At 63.0% G+C, this 21,892-nt stretch carries 14 protein-coding genes; 4 read left to right on the top strand and 10 right to left on the bottom strand.

The window, feature by feature from the left end; all coding sequences use genetic code 11:
- Window positions 1-39 precede the first annotated feature (39 nt).
- Complete coding sequence (acnA, locus tag ACFSNN_RS00950; RefSeq protein WP_134461833.1) at window positions 40-2,757, top strand: aconitate hydratase AcnA; 2,718 nt, start codon at window positions 40-42, stop codon at window positions 2,755-2,757.
- Window positions 2,758-2,867: 110 nt separating this feature from the next.
- On the opposite strand, the gene ACFSNN_RS00945 is transcribed toward acnA, so the two are convergent.
- The 8 genes from ACFSNN_RS00945 to ACFSNN_RS00910 all read right to left on the bottom strand — a co-directional run bounded on the left by ACFSNN_RS00945 (window position 2,868) and on the right by ACFSNN_RS00910 (window position 11,044).
- Window positions 2,868-3,947 carry a hypothetical protein gene (locus ACFSNN_RS00945; RefSeq protein WP_134461830.1) on the bottom strand — a complete coding sequence of 360 codons (1,080 nt, stop codon included), beginning with the start codon at window positions 3,945-3,947 and terminating at the stop codon, window positions 2,868-2,870.
- The gene (locus ACFSNN_RS00940; RefSeq protein ID WP_134461826.1) at window positions 3,944-4,417 is read right to left on the bottom strand and encodes an Hpt domain-containing protein; all 474 of its coding nucleotides are present in this window, start codon (window positions 4,415-4,417) and stop codon (window positions 3,944-3,946) included. The genes ACFSNN_RS00945 and ACFSNN_RS00940 overlap by 4 nt, the downstream gene beginning before the upstream one ends.
- Before the next feature lie 129 nt (window positions 4,418-4,546).
- Entirely contained in the window at window positions 4,547-5,182 is a 636-nt protein-coding gene (locus tag ACFSNN_RS00935) for a response regulator transcription factor (protein ID WP_134461823.1), read from the bottom strand.
- Between the two features lie 112 nt (window positions 5,183-5,294).
- Complete coding sequence (locus ACFSNN_RS00930; RefSeq protein WP_134461820.1) at window positions 5,295-6,383, bottom strand: OmpA family protein; 1,089 nt, start codon at window positions 6,381-6,383, stop codon at window positions 5,295-5,297.
- Window positions 6,384-6,536: 153 nt separating this feature from the next.
- Entirely contained in the window at window positions 6,537-7,376 is an 840-nt protein-coding gene (locus tag ACFSNN_RS00925; protein ID WP_134461817.1) for an ABC transporter permease, read from the bottom strand.
- 15 nt (window positions 7,377-7,391) lie between these two features.
- The gene (locus tag ACFSNN_RS00920; RefSeq protein ID WP_134461814.1) at window positions 7,392-8,669 is read right to left on the bottom strand and encodes an ABC transporter permease; all 1,278 of its coding nucleotides are present in this window, start codon (window positions 8,667-8,669) and stop codon (window positions 7,392-7,394) included.
- 119 nt (window positions 8,670-8,788) lie between these two features.
- Complete coding sequence (locus tag ACFSNN_RS00915; RefSeq protein WP_134461811.1) at window positions 8,789-9,838, bottom strand: ABC transporter substrate-binding protein; 1,050 nt, start codon at window positions 9,836-9,838, stop codon at window positions 8,789-8,791.
- 108 nt (window positions 9,839-9,946) lie between these two features.
- The gene (locus ACFSNN_RS00910; RefSeq protein ID WP_134461808.1) at window positions 9,947-11,044 is read right to left on the bottom strand and encodes an ABC transporter ATP-binding protein; all 1,098 of its coding nucleotides are present in this window, start codon (window positions 11,042-11,044) and stop codon (window positions 9,947-9,949) included.
- Window positions 11,045-11,173: 129 nt separating this feature from the next.
- On the opposite strand from ACFSNN_RS00910, the gene pdxR reads away from it, so the two are divergent.
- Window positions 11,174-12,721: a MocR-like pyridoxine biosynthesis transcription factor PdxR gene (pdxR, locus tag ACFSNN_RS00905; RefSeq protein ID WP_134461805.1), complete on the top strand. Its 1,548-nt coding sequence runs from the start codon at window positions 11,174-11,176 to the stop codon at window positions 12,719-12,721.
- Window positions 12,722-12,727: 6 nt separating this feature from the next.
- On the opposite strand, the gene ACFSNN_RS00900 is transcribed toward pdxR, so the two are convergent.
- Complete coding sequence (locus ACFSNN_RS00900; protein WP_134461802.1) at window positions 12,728-16,468, bottom strand: DUF748 domain-containing protein; 3,741 nt, start codon at window positions 16,466-16,468, stop codon at window positions 12,728-12,730.
- A gap of 226 nt (window positions 16,469-16,694) precedes the next feature.
- Window positions 16,695-18,113, bottom strand: a complete 1,419-nt coding sequence (locus tag ACFSNN_RS00895; RefSeq protein WP_134461799.1) for a DUF1254 domain-containing protein — start codon at window positions 18,111-18,113, stop codon at window positions 16,695-16,697.
- A 295-nt stretch (window positions 18,114-18,408) separates the two neighbouring features.
- Between ACFSNN_RS00895 and ACFSNN_RS00890 the strand changes: the two genes are divergently transcribed.
- Window positions 18,409-19,059, top strand: a complete 651-nt coding sequence (locus ACFSNN_RS00890) for an FMN-binding negative transcriptional regulator (RefSeq protein ID WP_012428683.1) — start codon at window positions 18,409-18,411, stop codon at window positions 19,057-19,059.
- Between the two features lie 127 nt (window positions 19,060-19,186).
- On the top strand, window positions 19,187-21,877 hold the full coding sequence (locus tag ACFSNN_RS00885; RefSeq protein ID WP_134461796.1) for a heavy metal translocating P-type ATPase: 2,691 nt from the start codon (window positions 19,187-19,189) through the stop codon (window positions 21,875-21,877).
- Window positions 21,878-21,892: the final 15 nt, after the last annotated feature.

Below are 21,892 nucleotides of genomic sequence, written 5' to 3'. Positions count from 1 at the left end.
TTAGTACTGTAGTTCCGCGATCAAACCAAGGAAAACACCATGGCCCACAACCTCCACAAAACGCTCAAGGAATTCGACAGCGGTTCCGGCAAAGGCAAGTTCTACTCCCTGCCGCAACTCGGCAAGGCGCTGAACATCAAGATCGACCGCCTGCCGGTTTCGATCCGAATCGTGCTGGAATCGGTGCTGCGTAACTACGACGGCAAGAAAATCGCCGAAGAACACATCGAGCAACTCGCCAACTGGAAGCCGACCGCCGCGCGCGTCGACGAAATCCCGTTCGTGGTGTCGCGCGTCGTGCTGCAAGACTTTACCGGCGTGCCGCTGCTCGCCGACATCGCGGCAATGCGCGGTGTCGCGAAACACATGGGCAAGGATCCGAAGTCGATCGAACCGCTGGTCCCGGTCGATCTGGTCGTCGATCACTCGGTGCAGATCGATCACTTCCGCGAAAAGAACGCGCTCGACCTGAACATGAAACTGGAATTCCAGCGCAACAACGAGCGCTACCAGTTCATGAAGTGGGGCATGCAGGCATTCGACACGTTCAAGGTCGTGCCGCCGGGCGTCGGTATCGTTCACCAGGTGAACCTGGAATACCTCGCACGCGGCGTGCACAAGAAGGCTGAAGGCGCGGACACGGTGTACTACCCGGATTCGCTGGTCGGCACCGACAGCCACACCACCATGATCAACGGTATCGGCGTGGTGGGCTGGGGCGTGGGCGGTATCGAGGCGGAAGCCGGCATGCTCGGCCAGCCGGTGTATTTCCTGACGCCGGACGTGGTCGGCGTCGAACTGAAGGGCAAGCTGCGCGAAGGCCTGACGGCGACCGACCTGGTCCTGACCGTCACCGAACTACTGCGTAAGGAAAAGGTGGTCGGCAAGTTCGTCGAATTCTTCGGCGAAGGCACGAAGTCGCTGTCGCTGCCGGATCGCGCGACGATCGGCAACATGGCGCCGGAATACGGCGCGACCATGGGCTTCTTCCCGGTCGACGAAAAGACGATCGAGTATTTCAAGGGCACGGGCCGCACCGACGCGGAAATCTCCGCCTTCGAAAACTATTTCAAGGCGCAAGGTCTGTTCGGTATTCCGAAGGCTGGCCAGATCGACTACACCAAGGTCGTCACGCTGGATCTCGGCACGGTGACGCCGTCGCTGGCAGGTCCGAAGCGCCCGCAAGACCGTATCGAAATCGGTCACGTGAAGTCGACCTTCAGCGACCTGTTCTCGAAGCCGGTTGCGGAAAATGGCTTCGCGAAGAAGGCGGACGATCTCGAAGCGCAATACACGACGACCAATGGCGTCGACGTGAAAAACGGCGACATCCTGATCGCCGCGATCACATCGTGCACGAACACCTCGAACCCGAGCGTGCTGCTGGCCGCCGGCCTGCTGGCGAAGAAGGCGGTCGAAGCCGGCCTCACGGTCGCGCCGCACATCAAGACGTCGCTGGCGCCGGGATCGCGCATCGTCACGGAATACCTGACGAAGACCGACTTGATGAAGTACCTCGACAAGCTCGGCTTCACGCTGGCCGCTTACGGTTGCACGACCTGTATCGGCAACGCGGGCGATCTGACGCCGGAACTGAACGAAGCGATCACGAAGAACGACATCGTCGCGGCAGCGGTTCTGTCGGGCAACCGTAACTTCGAGGCGCGTATTCACCCGAACATCCGCGCCAACTTCCTGGCCTCGCCGCCGCTGGTCGTCGCTTACGCGATCGCCGGCAACATCACGCGCGACCTGATGACCGAACCGGTCGGCAAGGGCAAGGGCGGCCGCGACATCTACCTGGGCGACATCTGGCCGACCAGCGAAGAAGTCAACGAACTGCTCAAGTTCGCGCTCGACGCCGACGCATTCCGCAAGAACTACTCGGCGCTGACCAAGAAGGGCGATCTGTGGAGCAAGATCGAGGGCGAAGAAGGTCAAGTCTACGACTGGCCGAAGTCGACTTACATCGCTGAGCCGCCGTTCTTCGGCAAGGACTTCTCGATGCAACCGGCCGACAGCATCGCCGCCGTCAAGGACGCGCGCGCGCTGGGTATCTTCGGTGACTCGGTCACGACCGACCACATCAGCCCGGCCGGCTCGATCAAGGAAGACTCGCCGGCAGGCAAATGGCTGAAGGAAAACGGCGTGCAGAAGGCCGACTTCAACAGCTACGGCTCGCGCCGCGGCAACCACGACGTGATGATGCGCGGCACGTTCGCCAACGTCCGGATCAAGAACCTGATGATCCCAGCGAAGGCAGACGGCACCCGCGTGGAAGGCGGCCTGACGATTCACCAGCCGAGCGGCGAACAACTGTCGATCTATGACGCAGCGATGAAGTACATCGACGCCGGCACGCCGACCGTCGTGTTCGCGGGCGAAGAGTACGGTACGGGCTCGTCACGTGACTGGGCTGCGAAGGGCACGCAACTGCTGGGCGTGAAGGTCGTGGTGGCGCGCAGCTTCGAGCGGATCCACCGTTCGAACCTGGTCGGCATGGGCGTTCTGCCGCTGCAGTTCAAGGGCTCGGATAGCGTGCAATCGCTCGGCATCACCGGCGAAGAAACGTACGACATCGAAGGCCTGGGCGCTGATTTCAAGCCGCAACAGGAAGTGACGCTGGTGATCCGCGGCAAGGATGGCGCCGAGAAGCGCGTTCCGGTGCTGTTGCGTATCGACACGCCGATCGAAGTCGACTACTACAAGCACGGCGGGATTCTGCCGTTCGTGCTGCGTTCGCTGCTGGCTGCTTGAGGTATTTGCTTACCTGAGCAGTTGCTACGAGCTGTTTGCAGGAGCTGCGCCCTGTGGAGGACGCAGCTGACTTTGAAGCCCGACCGGTGGTCGGGCTTTTTTTTGGCGGCCTACTTTTGGGCGCGGCCTGTCTGGAAGGCGTCGGGGCTGTCGGTGATGCGGCGCTGGGTCATGCGGGCGTTCCAGTCGGTGTCGCCCGGCGTGGGTGTGCTGGCGCGCGTCGTGATATTTGAGCGACGCTGTTGCGCCGCCCAGTCGCGCAGTGCTGCGCGCTCGGCTGTGTCGGTGGCGGAGGTGGGGCGTTCGCGCTGTTCAGTCCATTCGCTCCGTTCGGACAGTTTCGACGCGGATGGCTGCGTGGCTGGGTTGGTCGTGCGGCTCAGCGCGAGGCGTTTGTCGACTTGCGATTTGCTGAGGCGTGCAACTGGCGTCTGGTAATGTGCCTTTGCGAGGTCGATCGACGCCGTGTGCCGTATGGACACGCGGCCAGTTGGCTGCGGCACGAGATGTTCGACGTGTTGCGGTTCCGGCGCACGGCGAAGAGTCGTCCCCAGTGTGATATCGGGGCGCGTAGGAGCGCCGGGAGCCGTCGAATTCGGCCTCGAGCTAGCGGCCGATGGCGCACTCCGCGCAGTCGTCCCCGCGAATTCGACCGATGGCTGCGCCGGTTTGGCTCGCGCTTGTGGATGAACCGCCGTCGCACTGCCGTCCATCGACGCGACCGATTGTGTTCTTACGCTGGCCGCTGCCGTCGTCCTGTCGGCATCATGCGTCGTGCAGGTGGCCAGCAACCAGGCCAGCGCGATGCTACAGCTCGCGAAAATCGCCGCGCCGAGGAGATGATCGGAACGGGTCGAACTCGGACGCGCTCTGCCCATCTCGAGGTAGTAGCGGGCTTCGGCCAACTGCTCCTCAAAACGACGCGAATGGTCAGGTTGCTGCGGCAACTTGTAGAAAAAGAGAAACCTGGCGCCGTGCGGAACCGGCCCGCGACTCGCCGTTGACGCCGGACGCCGCATCGCATTCTGGATCGCCTGTTGCGCGACGGCGGGTGCAGCGGCGTGTGGCTCACGTTGCGCCGCGGTCCGCGCCTGACGACGCCACGAACCGAAAGGCGGCGGCAAGGCATCGAACGGCAACGGAATCGGAAGCGCCAGATCACCTTCGATCAAGGCAAGCGGTCGGTTCATTGTGATCTGCTCCGGAAGGCGCGGGACGCAGCCTCAAGTTGCGTGACGAGGCTTCTGGCGCGCGCCATTAGCGCGTCGATTACTTCAGCGCCCAGTTCGGGCGGCGACAGGCTCGCGCGCCGCAACGCGTCCATCAAACTGTGCGCGCCAACGAGCGCCACTGCTCCGCTCAGGCGATGCAACACGCGATGAAAACGGTCGAAGTCGTCTTCACGAAATAACGCGTCGAGGCGCGCAAGGTCGTCATTCATTGCTTGACGCCAGTTGTTGAGAAACACGTCAAGGTTGACGCCCTCTTCGCACAACGCGTCCAGGTAACGAACTTCAAAGGGCTCAAAAGGACCGTTTGATAAGCTGTCCGATAACTGCACGTCGCTGCCGAAAAGAGGCGTCTGTGCATTGCCGTTAACCATTTCCACGGATGACTCCCGTTGCTTGCCGGTGAACGGCGCGTTGAAGATCGCACACATGCGCCGCGCTCTCTTTGAAGACAAATACGCGGGAATCCACGAACCCCATATCCAGCAGATCGTTTAGCGTTTGGCTCCTTATGCACCCAGCAGAACAAGATAGGCTCACCGTATTCATAACCCGCAAACTTATTCGACCAACCGGTGCAAAGTCGCGAACTCGATGAGTCCTGCCAACGACGTGAGGCCGAGTTTCTCCTGGATACGGCTCTTATAGGTACTGACGGTTTTATCGCTGATAAACAAGGCATCGCCAATTGCCTTATTCGACATGCCCTTCGACAGCATCTGCAAAATCACGAGTTCTTTATCCGACAGCAGGCCGATCCTGGCCTCCTCCCCTCCCACTCCGTCAGCGGACGTCATGCCTGCGCCACCGGCCGCCATCGGGAACACCGTGTAACCGGCCATCACCGCCTCGACGCCGCGCATGATCTCCTTCATTTCCTGCGACTTGCCGACAAAACCGTGGACGCCCGAGCGCATCGCGCGCGGTGCGAATGTAGCCGGATCGTGACCCGACAACACCATCACGCGAATCCTCGGATGAGCGAGCTTGAGCCGGGGAATCACATCCAGTCCGCTGATGCGCGGAATATCGAGGTCCAGTATGGCGAGTTCCGGAGCGTGTATCCGGGCCAACTCGACAGCAGTCTGGCCGTTATCGGCTTCGATCACTTCTTCTACGCCAAGCAATTGCACGAGCTGCATTTTGATGACCATGCGAAACGCAGGATGGTCATCGATAACAAGAATAGTTGACATTTTTCTTTATCCTTCTGAATACACAGGCTTCGCGACGTTCGTCGCCGCGTGTCTCAAACTCGAAGACGCATTGATGTGCGCGGCATGGTTGCTAGCTCTCGATCCAAAAACACTACGAGCCCGCCGCGACAAGTTCAATCTCGACGCGTCGATTCGGCGCGAGGCATCGCATCAACACATCTCGCTTTGATTGCCGGCAGTCCACCAGCGGATTTGCACTGCCTCTGCCCTGAGCGATCATCGGCAGGCTCACACCGTGCGCGCGAAGATTTCGCTCGACAGTGAGCGCGCGCAGCCTCGACAAACTCAGGTTGTATGATTTTTCGCCGAGGCGGTCGGCGTAGCCGGTGATCTTCAACTCGCGCGCGCCAGGAAAGTTCTTCAAACGCATTGCCACGTCGTTCAACTGTCGTTTGCCTGCGGGCAATAGTGCGGCGTCGTCACCACCGTCGAATCGGAAAAGAGAATCCGCCTTTAGCGTGATCTTCGGCGGCGTATTCGCGGCAAGCGTGGCCGCGGGAGTGCGCGCCTGCGCCGGAGCGGAGACTGCGGTTTGCATCGCCTGCTTGCATTGCAACGCTGTTTGCGCCGACTGACGCAAGCTTTCCTGCACCTCAGGCAAGCGCTTTTCCGCGCTGGAGAAACTGTGCCGCCATGCGTCATGCCCCGCTTGCATCAGTCCGACTTCAGCACACGCGAGCGGCGGCTGCGCTTGCGGACATTGCGCAATGGCGGGATCCGATTTGATGGTATTGGCGATCTCCCACAGATCGGGACGCACCGTGGACACGGTACGCAGCGCGGGATTGGCAGCCGACAACGGCACACGGTTTTCCAGGCTCATCGTGATCATGGCGGCCTGACCGACGGCTTCTTCGACGAAGCCCCAGTGGTCGTTAGCTTGCCGCGCCTGTTGCGCGGCATTGATCCAGCATTGCGCCTTGGCGCGAAAATAGCCGTTCTTATCGCCCGGCAGACGGTCGAGCCGCGTCTGCAACAAAGCCAGCGCCGTGCTGCTTACAACCGGCGAGTAAGTGCTGATCCATTGTGAGTTGGCTGCGCCCGCGGCTTCGTCTTGCGTGACGCCGAAACCGCTATGCAGCAAGGTGGCGTCTTCAATGCCGAGCCGGTCGCGTGCGGCATGGTTTGCGCAAGCCGTCAAGGCCAACGCGCACATTAGCACCGTGAGCTGGTGTTTCATTAATCCCCTGCGTCGAGCGCATCTTCTTTTTGAGGGCTCCGAGTATGAAGAGCCGCCGATGCATAGGGAATGGGAGCAGTCTTAGATTGACGTCAAAGGTGGATTGATTTTATTCGTTGCCAATGAAAAACTGTCGTCCGCTTGAGTCGATACTCAAGCCTTAACTGCTCGCGCTGCATTTCTCCCGCGCAACCATTCAAGCGCCAATAATAGGCTAGTGGAAAAAACAACCAGAATTGTCGCCAACGCGGCGATGGTCGGGCTGATATTTTCGCGGATGCCGGTAAACATCTGTCGGGGCAACGTAGTCTGATCCGCGCCCGCCAGGAACAAGGTGACGACGACTTCATCGAACGACGTCGCGAAGGCGAACAGCGCGCCCGAAATCACGCCCGGCGCGATCACCGGCAACGTGATGCGGAAGAACGTCTTAACCGGATTCGCGCCCAGCGACAAGCTCGCCCGCACGAGGTTGTAGTTGAAACCCTGCAACGTCGCGGCCACCGTCGTCACGACAAAGGGCACGCCGAGCGACGCATGCGCGAGAATCAGCCCGATGTACGTATTGGCCAAGCCGAGCGGTGCGAAGAACAGATACATGCCCACACCGACCACCACCACCGGCACGATCATCGGCGAAATCAGGATCGCCATGAGCAAGCCTTTGCCGCGAAAGTTCGCCTTGGTCAGTCCGATTGCGGCCAAGGTGCCGAGCACGGTTGCAACCACCGTCGCCGACGGCGCGACGATGAAGCTGTTCTTAGCGGCCATGCGCCATTCATCAGATGCGATCAGATTCTGATACCAGCGCAACGACCAGCCCGGAATCGGATACACCAGAAACGTGCTCGACGAAAACGACAGCGGCACGATCGCCAGCACCGGCAAGATGAGATACAGCAGCGTGAGCACGGCCAGCGCGCGCAACGCGAAATACCACACGCGTTCAACGAAAGACGTATGCGGCGCGAACAAAGGCTTGGCAAGTTTCATCGCAATAGACTCCGTTCAGCCGAGGCTCAGTGACGAGCGCGTGAAGCGTCCGTAAATGACGTACAGCACGAGCGTCGCGGCGAGCAGCAAACCGCCGAGCGCGCACGCCATGCCCCAGTTGATCGTCACGTTCGTGAAGTACGCGACGTAGTAGCTGACCATCTGATCGTTCGGTCCGCCGAGCAAGGCCGGCGTGATGTAGTAGCCGATCGCCAGAATGAACACCAGCAGCGCGCCCGCGCCGATGCCCGGATAGGTTTGCGGTACATACACGCGCCAGAACGCGGCGAACGGATGGCTGCCGAGAGAGATCGCGGCGCGCTGATAGGTTGGCGGAATCGACTTCATCACGCTATAGAGCGGCAGGATCATGAACGGCAGCAGAATGTGCGTCATCGAAATGTAGACGCCGGTGCGGTTGAACAGCAGCGCCAGCGGATCGTGCAGCAGCCCGCTGCCGATCAACGCCTTGTTCACCAGCCCTTCGCTTTGCAGAATCACGATCCATGCGGCGACGCGCACGAGGATCGAGGTCCAGAACGGAATCAGCACCAGAATCATCACCAGATTCGCGCGACGCTCGGGCAGCGTCGAAATCCAGTAAGCGAGCGGATAGCCGAGCAACAACGCGAAGAAGGTCACCGCCGCGCCGATCACAAAGGTGCGGCTGAATACAGCGAGATAGATCTGTTGATCCGGATCGGTCGGAATGATGTGGCCGAACGCGTCCTGTTTGTGGTCCAGCGAAGCCAGCAGATAAAACGGCGAATAGGCGCCGGCGTTTTTCGCAATGGCTTGCCAGTACGCAATGTCGTTCCAGCGTTCGTCCAGTTCGGCGAATTTTGCGTGCATCTGGGCTGGCGTCAGTTGCAAGGGCTTGCTGTTGTCGTCGACGAACGGCATGGCGCGCGCGGATTTGGCGACCAGCGAACGGTAGCCGGGAATCTCCACGTTCAGGCGCCGCGCGAGCGCGCCCATGCCGTCGCTATCGGCGATCGCGGCGAGGTCGACCGCCAGCGCGCTATACGCGGTGTCCGGCGGCGGCGTCTTGCGATCCCACGCGCTCAACGAGGCGAGCGTGTGCGGCAGCGCGTTGACGACCTCGGGATTTTGCGCCGCGCGCGTGAGAAGCGCACCGATCGGCACGACGAAAATCAGCAGTAGAAAAATCGCGAGCGGCGCGATCAGCAGCAGCGCCATCGCACGCTTTCTGGCTTCCGCGGCCTTCAACTCGCGCTTGAGTCGGCCACTTGATTCAGGCGTCGAATCGGCAGCGATCGTCATCGTAGTCACACCTGTCTCCAGCTCTACGTTGGAACCGCGCGCACATCCACACAAAATGCGCGCGCGTCATTTCACGTGTAGAAGGCGCGGCCTCACACAGCCCACCACGCCCTCTCACACACCACTCATTACTTCGAAGCCCACGACGAAAACCGCTGCTCCAGTTCGTCGCCGTGATCGGTCCAGAACGCCAGGTTCTGCAGCACCGCGTTCTTCCCATTGGCCGGCGAGTTCGGCAAATTGGCCAGCGTCTTCGGATCGAGCGCCTTGATCGCCGCCACATTCACCGGACCGTACGCGATGTTGTGCGCATAGTCCTGCTGCGGCTTGGACGAAAGCGAATAGGCAATGTACTTCTCGGCCAGCGCCTTGTTCGGCGTGCCCTTCGGAATCGCCCAATAGTCGAGGTCGTAGATGCTGCCGTTCCACACCACCTTCAGGTTCTTGCCTTCCTTCTGCGCGGCGTCGATCCGGCCGTTATACGCAGTGGACATCACCACGTCGCCCGCTACGAGGAATTGCGGCGGCTGCGCGCCCGCTTCCCACCACTGGATGTTCGGCTTCAGTTCGTCGAGCTTCTTGAATGCGCGGTCCTGGCCTTCCTTGGTGGCGAGCACCTTGTAGACGTCCTTCGGCGGCACGCCGTCGGCCATCAACGCGAATTCGAGGTTGTAGCGCGCGCCCTTGCGCATCGCCCGCTTGCCGGGGAATTTCTTGACGTCCCAGAAATCGGCCCAGCCGGCCGGCGCCGTTTTCAGCTTGTCGGCGTTGTACGCGAGTGCCGTCGACCACACGAAGAAGCCCACGCCACAGGTTTGCGGCGCTTCGGGAATCAGATCCGACTTCTTGCCGATCTTCGACCAGTCGAGTTTCTCGTACAGCCCTTCGTCACAACCACGGCCGATATCGCCCGATTCGACTTCCACCACATCCCAGTTCACGTGTTTGGCTTCGACCATCGCTTTAACTTTGGCCTGCTCGCCGTTGTATTCGACGGCGGTGACTTTATTGCTGGTCTCTTTTTCGAACGGCTGGTTGAATGCAACCTTTTGCGCGTCGCCATTCGCGCCGCCGAAATTGACGACCGTCAATTCCGCTGCATTGACTTGCGCGGCGCCCAGCGCGAGCGCCACAGCACCGACAGCGATGGCGCAGCGCGATTTCCCGATCTTGCTCATGGTGTGTTGCTCTCCTTTGGTGGTGTGCTTCAGTACGTTCAGTGCGACTTTGTTATGTGCTGCTTGACCTGCTCTGCCTGCGTCGAACGCATTGCGTATTCGACGCGTTCACGCCCCTGCGAAAACCCGCAGATGCTCGGGTGCGAATTCGAGTGCGACCGGTGCGCCCGGCGCAAAGGTGTCGAGCACGCCGGTGCCGAGCGGCACCTTCACGAAGCACTCGTCCTGTTGCGGCAGACCACAACGCATGCGCACGTGGTCGCCGAAATAGATCAGCCCGCGCGCTTCACCGGCGAGCGCATTGGCGCCCGGACGTGACGACCCGTTGCCGAGCTTCATGCGCTCGGGCCGGATGCATGCGACCGCCGGCGTGCCCGCTCGCGCGCCGCCGATATTGCGGCCGGTAAGACGCGTGCCGTCGATCAGATGAAATTCGCAATACTCACCGTCCACATTCGCGATCGTGCCGCGCAGTTTGTTGCTGTCGCCGATAAAGTTCGCCACGAATTCATTGCACGGCGATTCGTACAGCCGATCCACGGTATCGAGTTGCTGCACGATGCCTTTATCGAATACGGCGACGCGATCGGACATGGTCAACGCCTCGCCCTGATCGTGCGTGACGTACACGAACGTGACGCCGAGTTTCTCGTGCAACGATTTCAGTTCGTATTGCATGTGTTCGCGCAACTGTTTATCCAGCGCGCCGAGCGGCTCGTCCATCAGCACGAGCTTCGGCTCGAACACCAGCGCGCGGGCGAGCGCGATACGCTGCTGCTGGCCGCCGGAAAGCTGCGCCGGATAGCGCTTCGCGAAGCTCTCCATGCGCACCATCTTGAGCGCGTTATTCGTGCGATGCGCACGCTCTTCCGCCGAAATCTTGCGTACGGTCAGCGGATACGCGACGTTCTGCTCGACCGTGAGATGCGGGAATAGCGCGTAGTTCTGAAACACCATGCCGATGTTGCGCTTGTGCGGCGGCACGGTATTGAGCAGCGTGCCGTCCAGCCAGATTTCGCCGCCGGTGGGAAATTCGAAACCCGCCAGCATCATCAGACAGGTGGTCTTGCCCGAACCGGACGGCCCGAGCAGCGTCAGGAATTCGCCCTGATAGATATCCAGATCGAGCTGTTTGACGACCAGCGTTTCGCCGTCGTAGGTCTTGCGAACACCTCGAAAGCTGACGATCACGTCTTCGGTTTTCATCGTCCAAGTCTCCTCTGCGGTCCGGCTGGCTCCCGTGCAAGGCAGCGGGATTGCATCAATTGCGTGGCTCACTATAGACCGTTACGGTTCTACAATATGGAACCATTTCATTATTCCGGATAGAACCACTTGGACACCGTGATCTTGTCGGATTGGCTCGCCGCGCGGCTCGACCGCGCAGCCGCCGAACCAGTCTACCGGCAGACCTTGCGGCTCATGCAGCAGGCGATCCTGACCGGCCAGTTGCCGCCGGGCACCAAGCTGCCCAGCTCGCGCACGCTCGCCGAAGACCTCGGCATCGCGCGCAACACGGTGCTGCACGTCTACGACCAGTTGACCGCCGAAGGCTATGTGATCTCCACCACCGGCAGCGGCACCTATGTCGCCGACACGCGCCCGGACACGGCCGCCGTGAACATGCGTAAGAAGCCGGCGGTGGCGAGCGTCGACAAAGAAGACAGCACAGCCAGGGAAACCACCAAGCCGCCGAAACGCGACCTGGGCGATCTGTCGGCTCGCGGACGGCGTCTGATCGACAAAGCCGGCGTGTCCGCCAAACAGTGGGGCGCGTTCATGCCGGGCGTGCCCGACGTCGCGGAATTTCCGGCGCGCACATGGAGCCGCCTGCAGGCTCGTTTGTGGAAGGAAGCCAATCCCGATCTGCTCACTTACGCGCCCGGCGGCGGCTATCGGCCATTGCGGCGGGCGTTGTCGGATTACCTGCGCGTGGCGCGTTCGGTGAATTGCACGCCGGATCAGATCATCATCACCACGGGCATTCATCAATCGATCGATCTGGCGGTGCGCCTGCTGACCGATGTCGGCGACCGCGCGTGGGTGGAAGAACCGTGCTATTGGGGCGCACGCAGCGTGCTGCAGTCATCGGGGATTACCCTCGTGCCAGTGCCGGTGGATGACGAAGGCCTGAATCCGCGCGAACAGGACTTGCAACAGCCGCCGCGGCTCGCGCTCGTCACGCCGTCGCATCAGTATCCGCTCGGCATGGTGATGAGCCTCGCGCGCCGCCGCACCTTGCTCGAATTTGCGCGTCAGCACAACGTGTGGATCATCGAGGACGACTACGACAGCGAGTTCCGCTACGGCAGCCGGCCGCTCGCGTCGCTGCAAGGACTCGACGAAGCCGGCCAGGTGATCTACGTCGGCAGTCTGGGGAAGATGCTGTTTCCGGGCTTGCGGATCGGCTACATGATCGCGCCGGAGCATCTGGTGGACACATTCCGCACGGGCGTGGCCGAGTTGTATCGCGAAGGTCAGTTGATGCAGCAGGCGGTGATGACCGACTTCATCATGGACGGCCATCTCACCTCGCACGTTCGGCGCATGCGCGCGCTATACGGCGAGCGGCGGCAGATTCTGATCGATGCGATTACCGCGCGCTTCGGCAGCGAACTGCCGGTGATGGGCGACGAGGCCGGCCTGCATCTTGTGCTCGGCCTGCCGGATCACGCGAACGATCGCGCGGTGACTGCCGCCGCTTATGACGCCGGTGTGATCGTGCGTCCGCTCGCGAGCTATTACAGCAGCGATACGCCCGCGCGTCGCGGGCTGCTGCTCGGTTATGCGTGCGTGCCGAACGACAAGATCGGTCCCGCGTTCGACACGCTCGCGCGCGTCATCGAGCAAACCGCGTTGAAGGCGCCGACGCGCGCCGCTTGAACGCGCTCACTTCAGTCCAAAGTCGACCCGCGTCGTCGCGCCCTTGTCCTTGATGCCGTCGGCGTTCAGTTTCGGCGCGACGATAAACACGCGGCTGCTGTCGATCTTGCCGTCCAGATACTGCTGCACGCTCTGCGCCCTTTGCTGCGCGAGTTGCCGCAGGCTGGCGTCGTCGATCGGGGCGTTGGCGGCGAGCGCGCTCTTCATCTCGTCGTCCGGCAAGCTCTTGGTCAGGCCGACAAAATTGCGCGGCTTCTTGAAATCCACCGACTTGTAGGCCTTGCTCAGATACTTGTCGTAGTCCTTCGGGTCGACGGTGACGGTCGACAGATCGACGCTCTCGCCGTTGCCCACCACGTCCTTGATCTTCTGCTGCTTGACGAGGCGATCCACATAGCCAGTGCGCAACGCGGGTTCGTCCACAGCCGGATCGACGCGGCCGATCAAATCCATACGGATCGATGGTTTGTCGGACAGCGCCTTCACGATCGTGTCGAGTTTCTGGTTGTCGGCGTCCGTGAGTTTTGCCGAACCGGGTTCGAACTCGACGTAACCCAACTCCTCGCCCTTGCCGCCGAACGCGTTGGCGATCAGCGAGAACGGCGCGGTCACCGCCTTCTGCAGCAGATTGAGCACGGCATGCCAGATCAGGCCGCCAATACTGAACTCAGGATTCGACAGCGAGCCCGACACCGGCAGATTCACGTCGATTTCGCCGCGCGAGTTCTTCAGCAGCGAGATTGCGAGACGCACAGGCAGCTTGGTCGCCGTATCGTTATCGACGTGATCGCCGAACGTGAGCTGGTCGATGAAAATGTGGTTGTTCGCGTCCAACTGATCGTTCGCCAGCTTGTAGTGCAGATCGACGTTCAGCTTGCCCTTGGTGATTGGATAACCGGCATATTTCGCCGAATACGGCGTGAGATTGGTCAGCTCGATATCGTGCGCGACCGCCGTCAGATCGAGTGCCGGTTTCGCGATCAGCGGATTGACCGTGCCGCGAATCGACACCGGGCCATTGGCCGCCAATTTTGCGGCGATGTCGACCGGAGCGTCCGTGGTGGACTGCGTGCCGAATGCGCCCACCGTGCCCTGAATGTTGACCAGATTCGCCGTGTAATTCGGCTTGATGAAGTTGTCGGTGTAGGTCACGCGGCCCTGTTGCAGCACCAGTTGGCCGAAGTGGAGCTTGACTGGGCTTGACGGTGGCGTGGCCGCCGTCACCGTGGCAGGCGCGGCCGACGAAGCCGGCGCGGCCGCGACCGCCGATGCCGGTTGCGGCGTCAACGGCACGGGCTCAGCACCGCTCTTGTCGCGCGTTAGCGATTGCGCGGCACCGGTTTCGTGCGCGACCACGTCCTTCAGGTTGAGCTTGCCTTGCGCGTCGAGCAGCACGCGTCCATAGAACTTGGTGAACGTGACGCGGCCCGCGTCGACCACCGTGCCGTGCTCGTCGTAATCGGCTTTCAGGTTCGACAATGCAAGCGAGCCCCATCCGGCGAACGGGTCGGAGGTCGCCTTGTCGAGCATGCGGACCTCGACGAGCGCCAGATCGCCGTGATAATTGGCTTTCAGCGACTTCGCCTGATTCAGCGTCAGGTCGCCGTTCGCATTGAGCAGCGCGCTCGCGACCACCGCATTCAGCTTGCTGCCGAAGTAGGGTTCGAAGGCCGCCGCGTCGAGCCGGTTGGCGTTCACCTTGACGGCCACCTTGAGCGGCGTTGCCGTGACGTCGCCCTTTACGCCGAGCGTGCCCTTCTTGTTCAGCGTCGCCTGCAGATCGACCGGCAACGGACGGCTGAGGTCGTCGCTGACGTTCTGCACCTTCAGTTGCAGCGGCGTGATGTTGAGTTTCACCGGCTGCGGCGTGGTGTTGTCGGTGAAATTGGCGGTGGCGTCTTTCAGGTTCAGTTCGCCGATCTTGTAATGCCACGCGGGGCCTTCCGCCTGCGCCTTCTTGACCGCGTGAATCGCGGTACGCTGCGGCGCGGCTTCGCGCTGGCCGGCAAGCGCGGCGAGGTTGATGCTGCCGTCTTTCAGACGCTGCGCATCGACCGCGAGGCCGGTCGTGTCGACGCTGGCGATCTCGGCGTTGCGCGCCGCCACATCCACCTGCCTGACCTTCACGCTACCTTGCGCGAGCGAGATCAGCGGATTCTTGCTGTCGCGCGCCGCGACTTTCAGCGATTGCAGATCCAGTTGCGAGTCGGTGACCATCACCGCCACCGGCGACTTCGACCAGTTCGCGCCGACATTGGCGGTGGCGGACAACGCGCCGTCCGTGATCTGCGCGACGGTCGCGGTGTCGATATACGGCTGCAACAGCGGCAGCTTCACCGACTTTACGTCGACCTTCGCGCTCGCGGTCTTCGCGACGAGGCCGAATGCACCGGCCACGCCGAGCGAGCCGCCGGCGTCCTTGAAATCCGTGTTCAGCGTGTAATGCGCGGGCGCGCTGGCGAGCGTCGAAAAATCGGTCAGTGTGACGGCCAGCTTTTGCAGCCCGACGTCGACGGGCCGCGCGGCGGCGTTGTCGTGGACATTCACGGTGCCGTCATTGAGCACCAGGCGTTTGATCGACAGATCCAGCGGCGGCGCCGTCTTTTCCGCGGCGCTAGAACCGGATGCGGCAAGCGGCGCGCTCGCGCGCGGTTGCGCCGCAGCGGCTTCAGATGCGGGCGCGGGCGCAAACATCTTCTCGACGCTCACCACGCCGTCCTTATCGCGCGCAAGGTTGGCGGTCGGTGCGTCGATGCGGATCTCGTCGAAGTGATAGAGGCTCTTCAACGGCTCGAGCGTGGCGGCGGCCACATGCAGCGCGCGCGCCGCGAAGAACGGCGCCTTGCTCTGGTCCTGCACGTCCACGTCGTTCATATCGACGGTGCCCGCCACGCGCAGCGAAGGCGCGTCGTTGGAGACCACGAAGTTGAGCTTGAGATCGGTGGACAGTTTGCCGGACTGCACGATCACCGGCAGCTTGGTCGGCACGTAGGACATGAGACGAGGCACATCGAGCCCGTCGAAGCGCAACGACACTTCCGACTCACGCGACGCGGCAAACGGCTTGGTCCGGCCGTCGATGGCAAGCGGACTGCCGTCGATCCGCGCACGCAATAACGGCTCGACGAAGATATCGGTTTTCGACGGTAGCGTGGCGATGAACGGAATGCCGAGCTTCCACTGATCGACTACATGCGTTGTGCTGAGGAGTTTGTCGTCGAAAGTGATCTGGCCGTTTTCGAGCCTGATGTTCGACACGGAGAACAGCGTGGGTTTGCTATCGGGCTTGGCCGGCTGCTTCGAGAATTTCTCGATCAGGTCGGTGAAATTGAAACGCTGCGCATCGTAGCGAACGATATGAAAGCGCGGCGAATCGAGCTGCACTTCGTCGATGATCGGCGCCGCGCGAAACAGCGAACTCCACGACGGCTGCACGATGAGCCGCGAGATATCCACGAAGTCGCCCGCGCCGCCGCGCTCGCCGATATGCACGCGATCGGCTTCGAGCTTGAGCGTGTACGGATTGAGCGCAATGCGGCCGATGGTGGCGGGACGGTCGAGTTGTTTGCTGAGCTGCTGTTCGGCAATGTGGCGAATCAGCGGCGGCGCCGCGAAGAAGCCCAGCAGACCGAACAGTACAACGAAGATCAGCAGACCGGTGATGACACGCCGGGTGCGGCGTGACTGCGCGACATCGCGCACGGTCTGCATGGACGAGGCTAACGATGCTTTATTGAGGCTTGCCATGCTCGGTGTTGGGTAGTGCGGCGGCAAGCCCGCCGCGAAAACGAAAATCCCGCAAGCGGCAGTATAAGTCGTGAATCTTTCGTGGGATATAAATGTAAGGCGTGGCTTACACATTACTCCGGGCGATAGCGTCGCAGGTCCGCCGAGCCTTTGCGGCTGACCTGCGACGCTCGATGCTTCAAGCGCTCGTTATTGAAGCGCGGCTGTCACGTCATGGACACAAGTATCACTGACGCACGACGGCCGGCGGTTGCCAACTGCCGTCTGTGGCTTGCGGCTTGGGTGCGTACAGACGCAGCACGAGTTGCAGATCGGCACGCGGCGCCGGCAGCCAGTTGCCGCTCCTGCTCCGGGTGGACGACACCGTCACGTCGAGCGAGCCGTCGCGATTGCGGCGCGCGCCATTGCGATCGCCAACCGCGAGACGCGCCGGCGCGCTTTCGCCGAGTGCGCCGTCCTTCGTGTAAGCGGTGATCGACCAGAAGCCGCGCACCGGCGGCAACTGATTCGGCGCGAAGTGGATGACGTAGCGGTTCGCGCCATTGAGCGCGCGACCGTCGCTGTCCTGCGTAATGACCGCGCGAACCTCGTCGTCTTTCGTGCCGATGCCCGGCTGCGCATAAGCGGCGTAGGCGCGCATCGCGTAGTCGGGGCCGTAGCTGCCCACGCCATCGCCGAACCAGTTCCAGCCGTTGCCGCTCAGCAAATTCGACGGCGGCGTGACGACGCGTTCATGACCGTCGGCGAGACCGGCCGCGATGGCGTCCGGCGCTTTCGGCAGCTTGACCGGCTCGCCGGGCGTCACACCAAGGTCCGAGAGGAATTTGAGCGCGTGCGGATCGGCCGGCGTCGGCGGATTGTCGGGCAAGGCCTGCGCGAGTCGCGTGAAGAAGCCGTTCGCGTCGAGCGCCGCGACTTGCGCGGCCGGCGTGCCGGAAACGCCCGCGGCGGCGTCGGCGGCATTGCTGCGCGGCGGCGCGATCGAGGCGGAGCGGCCGTCGCCCGCGTAGATACTGAGCGGCGCGACGCGAATGGCGCGCTGCAGCTTACGGACTGCCGTCAGATCGCGCGTGCCGTTCGACTGGATACGCACGCTCACCCACGCGTTGCGAGTCGGCACGTCGACGCGCTTCACACCCTTGGGCAAATCGCCTTGCCAACCCGGACCGACAAAGGCGATCGCCTGCGCCTTGATGCCGGCCGCGCGCGTGTCGAACTGCGAACTGGTCGACCACACCACGTTGGTCCACATGTCGAGCACGCGGGCGTCGACGTAGCGGCCGTGCGAATCGGGCAGCGAAACGATCACCGGTTCGCTGCCGACGTCCAGCCAGCCGGTCGAATCGAATGTATCGAGACTCGGCTGCATCGGATTGGACGCGCCGATCGGCGGCAATGACTGGGCGTGGCGCAGCGTATTGAGGGGCGCCTGGCCCGGATTGGTGCCGACCGCCGCATCGCGCGCGACGCCCATCAGCACGAGCGGGTAGCCGAATACGTACGAGTCGGCCACTTCGTCCTTGATCCACCCCGTGGATTTTTGTGTCGCGGTGGGGGCCGACGCGCAACCGGCCAGAAATGCGAGGCCCGCGAACGACGCGCAGGTCCAGTGAATCGAAAACGATGCTCGGCGATTTTTTATCATTCGTTCAGGTGGCGGAACGTGTGGTCCTAAGGGAGACGCCGGCGTGCAACGAACCCTGTTTGCGCGGCCTCCCGAAGCCCAACGCAGCCAGTCCGCGATTCGCGATGCCGACAACATCGGGTTGTATCGTATCCTTGCTCACCAGGCAAGCGCAAAGGCAGGATTAGCGCCGGTTGCCGCGCGCAAGCCGCTTTTTTGCGGTACGGTTGACGTTTTTTGTTATGTCGCGCCGGCGCCCCACACCTCGGACGACTTTTCGTCACTGCTCTCTCGCCTCTCGTATCCGGAGCGCTTCATGTACATGCCCGCCCATTTCGAAGAGAACCGCCCAGAGGTTCTCCATCGCCTGATCGCCGAGCAGCCTTTCGGCGCGCTAATCACCAACGGGCCGAATGGGCTCGATGCGAACCACGTGCCGTTCGAGTTCGAAGTCCCCTCCGCGGCCGGTGAAACGCACGGCATCCTGCGCGCTCACGTTGCCCGCGCGAACCCGGTGTGGCAGGAAGCCGCCGCGAATCCGGAAGCGCTTGTGATCTTCCAGGGTCCGGCCGCTTATATTTCGCCGAACTGGTATCCGAGCAAGCACGAAGCGCATCGGCAGGTGCCGACTTACAACTATATGGTGGTGCATGCTCACGGCCGCATCGTCGTGCGCGACGACGAGTCGTTTGTGCGCGGCCTGGTGGCGCGTCTGACGCGCAAGATGGAAGCCGGCGAACCGGTGCCGTGGAAAATGGGCGACGCGCCCGCGGACTTCATTTCCCAAATGCTCGGTGCGATCGTCGGTATCGAGATCGAGGTGACCCGGCTGGTCGGCAAGTGGAAGCTCGGCCAGAACAAGGCTGCGGACGACCGCCGTGGCGCGGCCGAAACCCTGCTGGCGCGCTCGAGCGACGACCAGCAGGCCGTCGGTCAAGCCATGCTGAACGCGCCGCCGGCCTTCTGAGCGGGCGTTCGGCGACGTGCGGGCGGCCTTGAAACGCGCCCTGCAATTCGTCCTTGACCTTGCCATCATGGGAAGGTCAATACTGGGTTCATGATGCGGCCCGATGCCGCCACGAGCCTTGCCAACCATGACCGAACTTGCCAACCCGCAGCGCCCCGCGGACGCTGCCACCCCTTCCGCTCGGACCGCCGAACTCGACATCGGCGGAATGACCTGCGCCTCGTGCGCGCTGCGCGTCGAAAAAGCGCTCGCCAAAGTGCCGGGCGTCACGCGCGCGTCCGTGAATCTCGCCACGGAGCGAGCGCGCATTGAAAGCGACGCCGGCGTCGATCCCGAGACGCTCGCCAACGCCGTGCGCAAGGCGGGCTACGACGCCACGCTGTCCGCCTCGACCTCCACGGAGACGCCTGCGCCCGTTGCCGAGGCGCAGCACGCCACGGAACTGGCGATCGGCGGGATGACTTGCGCTTCGTGCGCAATGCGCGTCGAAAAAGCGCTGGCGAAAGTGCCGGGCGTGCTCGGCGCGTCGGTGAATCTGGCGACCGAAACGGCGACCGTTAGTGTGGCTGGCGCGGCCGCCGCGCCGGACGCGCTGATCGCCGCCGTCAAAAAAGCGGGCTACGAAGCGACCTTGATCGTGCCGCCGGATGCATCGGCGGTGGCGGATCACGCCGACAAAACCGCGCCCGCTGACCGCAAACGCGACCAGACGCGCCGCGAACTCGCCGCCGTGCTCGCCTCCGCCGTGCTGACGCTGCCGCTCGTCGCGCCGATGGTCGGCGAATGGTTCGGCCTGCACGCGATGCTCTCGCCGTGGCTGCAGCTCGCGCTCGCCTCGATCGTGCAGTTCGTGTTCGGCGCGCGCTTCTATCGCGCGGCCTATCGCGCCGTGCGGGCCGGCGCGGGCAACATGGATCTGCTGGTGGCGCTCGGCACGTCGGCGGCGTACGGCATCAGCGTGTACGAACTGGCGACCCATCCCGGCGACATGATGCATCTGTATTTCGAGGCGTCGGCGGTCGTGATCACGCTGGTGCGTTTCGGCAAGTGGCTCGAAGCGCGCGCCAAGCGCCAGACCACGGACGCTATCCGCGCGCTTAACGCGCTGCGTCCCGACCGCGCGCGCATTCGCATCGGCGCCGACGAGCGCGACGTGCCGCTCGCTCAAGTGCGGGTCGGCACGGTGGTGATCGTGCGTCCCGGCGAACGCGTGCCGGTCGACGGCGCGGTGCTCGAAGGCCGCACGCATATCGACGAATCGCTCATCACGGGCGAAAGCCTGCCGGTGCCGAAGCAGGTGGCCGACGCGGTCACCGCCGGCTCGATCAACGGCGAAGGCGCGATTGCCGTGACGACCACCGCGATCGGCGCGGAAACGACGCTCGCGCGGATCATCCGCCTCGTGGAAAGCGCGCAGGCCGAGAAGGCGCCGATCCAGCGCCTCGTCGACCGGGTCAGCGAGATCTTCGTGCCGGCGATTCTGGGGATCGCCGCGCTCACGCTCGTTGGCTGGTTGATCGCGGGTGCTGGCGGCGAAACGGCGATTCTGAACGCGGTCGCCGTGCTGGTGATCGCGTGCCCGTGCGCACTCGGTTTGGCCACGCCAGCGGCGATCATGGCCGGCACCGGCGTCGCGGCGCGGCATGGCGTGCTGATCAAGGACGCCGAAGCGCTGGAAACCGCGCATCGCGTGACGATTGTCGCCTTCGATAAGACTGGCACATTGACGCTTGGCGAGCCGTCGGTGACGGCGTTCGAGCCGATCGGCCGCATTGGCCGCGATGAAGCGCTGGCGCTTGCCGCAGCGGTGCAACGCAATAGCGATCACCCGTTGGCGCGGGCGGTGTTGAAGGCGCATGAAGCCGTGGCGAGGAATAGGGGCGATGGGACGGTGGCGGACGCTGGCTGTGCGGCGGCGGCGAGCACCGGCGGTGCGCTGGCGGTCAGCGCTAGCGGTGCGGTGGCAGCGAGCGCCGGCGATGCGGTGGCGACGGAAACTGGCGTCGCGCTGACGTCAGGACAAATCCCGCCGCCGCATGCGAGCGCCGCGCGCGCGGTCGCAGGGCGCGGCGTCGAAGCGGATATCGACGGACGCACACTGGCGCTCGGCAGCACACGCTGGCTCAATGAACTCGGCATCGATCTGCCGCCGGAACTCGCCGCTCGTGCTCACGAACTCGAAGCCGCGGGCAACACCGTCTCCTGGCTCATGCAGCGCAATCCGCAAGCGCCCGCGGCACTCGCCCTGATCGCTTTCGGCGACACCGTCAAGCCGACCGCACGCGCCGCCGTCGAGCGGCTCGCGCGGATGGGCATCAAAAGCGTACTGGTCACCGGCGACAATCGCGGCAGCGCGGCGAGCGTGGCGAAAGCGCTCGGCATCGACGAATTCCACGCGGAGGTTTTGCCCAACGACAAGGCCCGCGTGATCCGCGACCTGAAAATCCGCAGCGCCGGCATCGTGGCCATGGCGGGCGACGGCATCAACGACGCCCCCGCTCTCGCCGCAGCCGACATCGGCATCGCGATGGCGACCGGCACCGACGTCGCCATGCACGCGGCCGGCATTACGCTGATGCGCGGCGATCCGGCGCTCGTGGCCGATGCCATCGACATCTCGCGCAAGACGTGGCGCAAGATCCAGCAGAACCTGTTCTGGGCGTTCGTTTATAACCTGATCGGGATTCCGCTGGCCGCCTTGGGTTTGCTGAACCCGATGCTCGCCGGCGCGGCAATGGCGTTTTCGAGCGTGAGCGTGGTCAGCAACGCGCTGTTGCTGCGCACCTGGCGCGGCGCGCAGGATCGTTCGGCTCGCTAGCTATTGCTGCGCGCC

The organism is Paraburkholderia dipogonis, assembly GCF_042680985.1.
In the GTDB taxonomy this organism is placed as follows: Bacteria; Pseudomonadota; Gammaproteobacteria; order Burkholderiales; family Burkholderiaceae; genus Paraburkholderia; species Paraburkholderia phytofirmans.
Note: the sequence above shows the minus strand (reverse complement) of the source record. Positions and strands in the feature narration are given on the sequence as shown.

Bases quoted from the DNA above. Each gene is read 5' to 3' on its own strand.
- ACFSNN_RS00925 (WP_134461817.1), bottom strand. From the start codon at position 7,376: ATGAAACTTGCCAAGCCTTTGTTCGCGCCGCATACGTCTTTCGTTGAA.
- ACFSNN_RS00900 (WP_134461802.1), bottom strand. From the start codon at position 16,468: ATGGCAAGCCTCAATAAAGCATCGTTAGCCTCGTCCATGCAGACCGTG.
- ACFSNN_RS00890 (WP_012428683.1), top strand. From the start codon at position 18,409: ATGTACATGCCCGCCCATTTCGAAGAGAACCGCCCAGAGGTTCTCCAT.
- acnA (WP_134461833.1), top strand. From the start codon at position 40: ATGGCCCACAACCTCCACAAAACGCTCAAGGAATTCGACAGCGGTTCC.
- ACFSNN_RS00940 (WP_134461826.1), bottom strand. From the start codon at position 4,417: ATGTGTGCGATCTTCAACGCGCCGTTCACCGGCAAGCAACGGGAGTCA.
- ACFSNN_RS00910 (WP_134461808.1), bottom strand. From the start codon at position 11,044: ATGAAAACCGAAGACGTGATCGTCAGCTTTCGAGGTGTTCGCAAGACC.
- ACFSNN_RS00885 (WP_134461796.1), top strand. From the start codon at position 19,187: ATGACCGAACTTGCCAACCCGCAGCGCCCCGCGGACGCTGCCACCCCT.
- ACFSNN_RS00935 (WP_134461823.1), bottom strand. From the start codon at position 5,182: ATGTCAACTATTCTTGTTATCGATGACCATCCTGCGTTTCGCATGGTC.
- ACFSNN_RS00945 (WP_134461830.1), bottom strand. From the start codon at position 3,947: ATGAACCGACCGCTTGCCTTGATCGAAGGTGATCTGGCGCTTCCGATT.
- ACFSNN_RS00895 (WP_134461799.1), bottom strand. From the start codon at position 18,113: ATGATAAAAAATCGCCGAGCATCGTTTTCGATTCACTGGACCTGCGCG.
- ACFSNN_RS00915 (WP_134461811.1), bottom strand. From the start codon at position 9,838: ATGAGCAAGATCGGGAAATCGCGCTGCGCCATCGCTGTCGGTGCTGTG.
- ACFSNN_RS00930 (WP_134461820.1), bottom strand. From the start codon at position 6,383: ATGAAACACCAGCTCACGGTGCTAATGTGCGCGTTGGCCTTGACGGCT.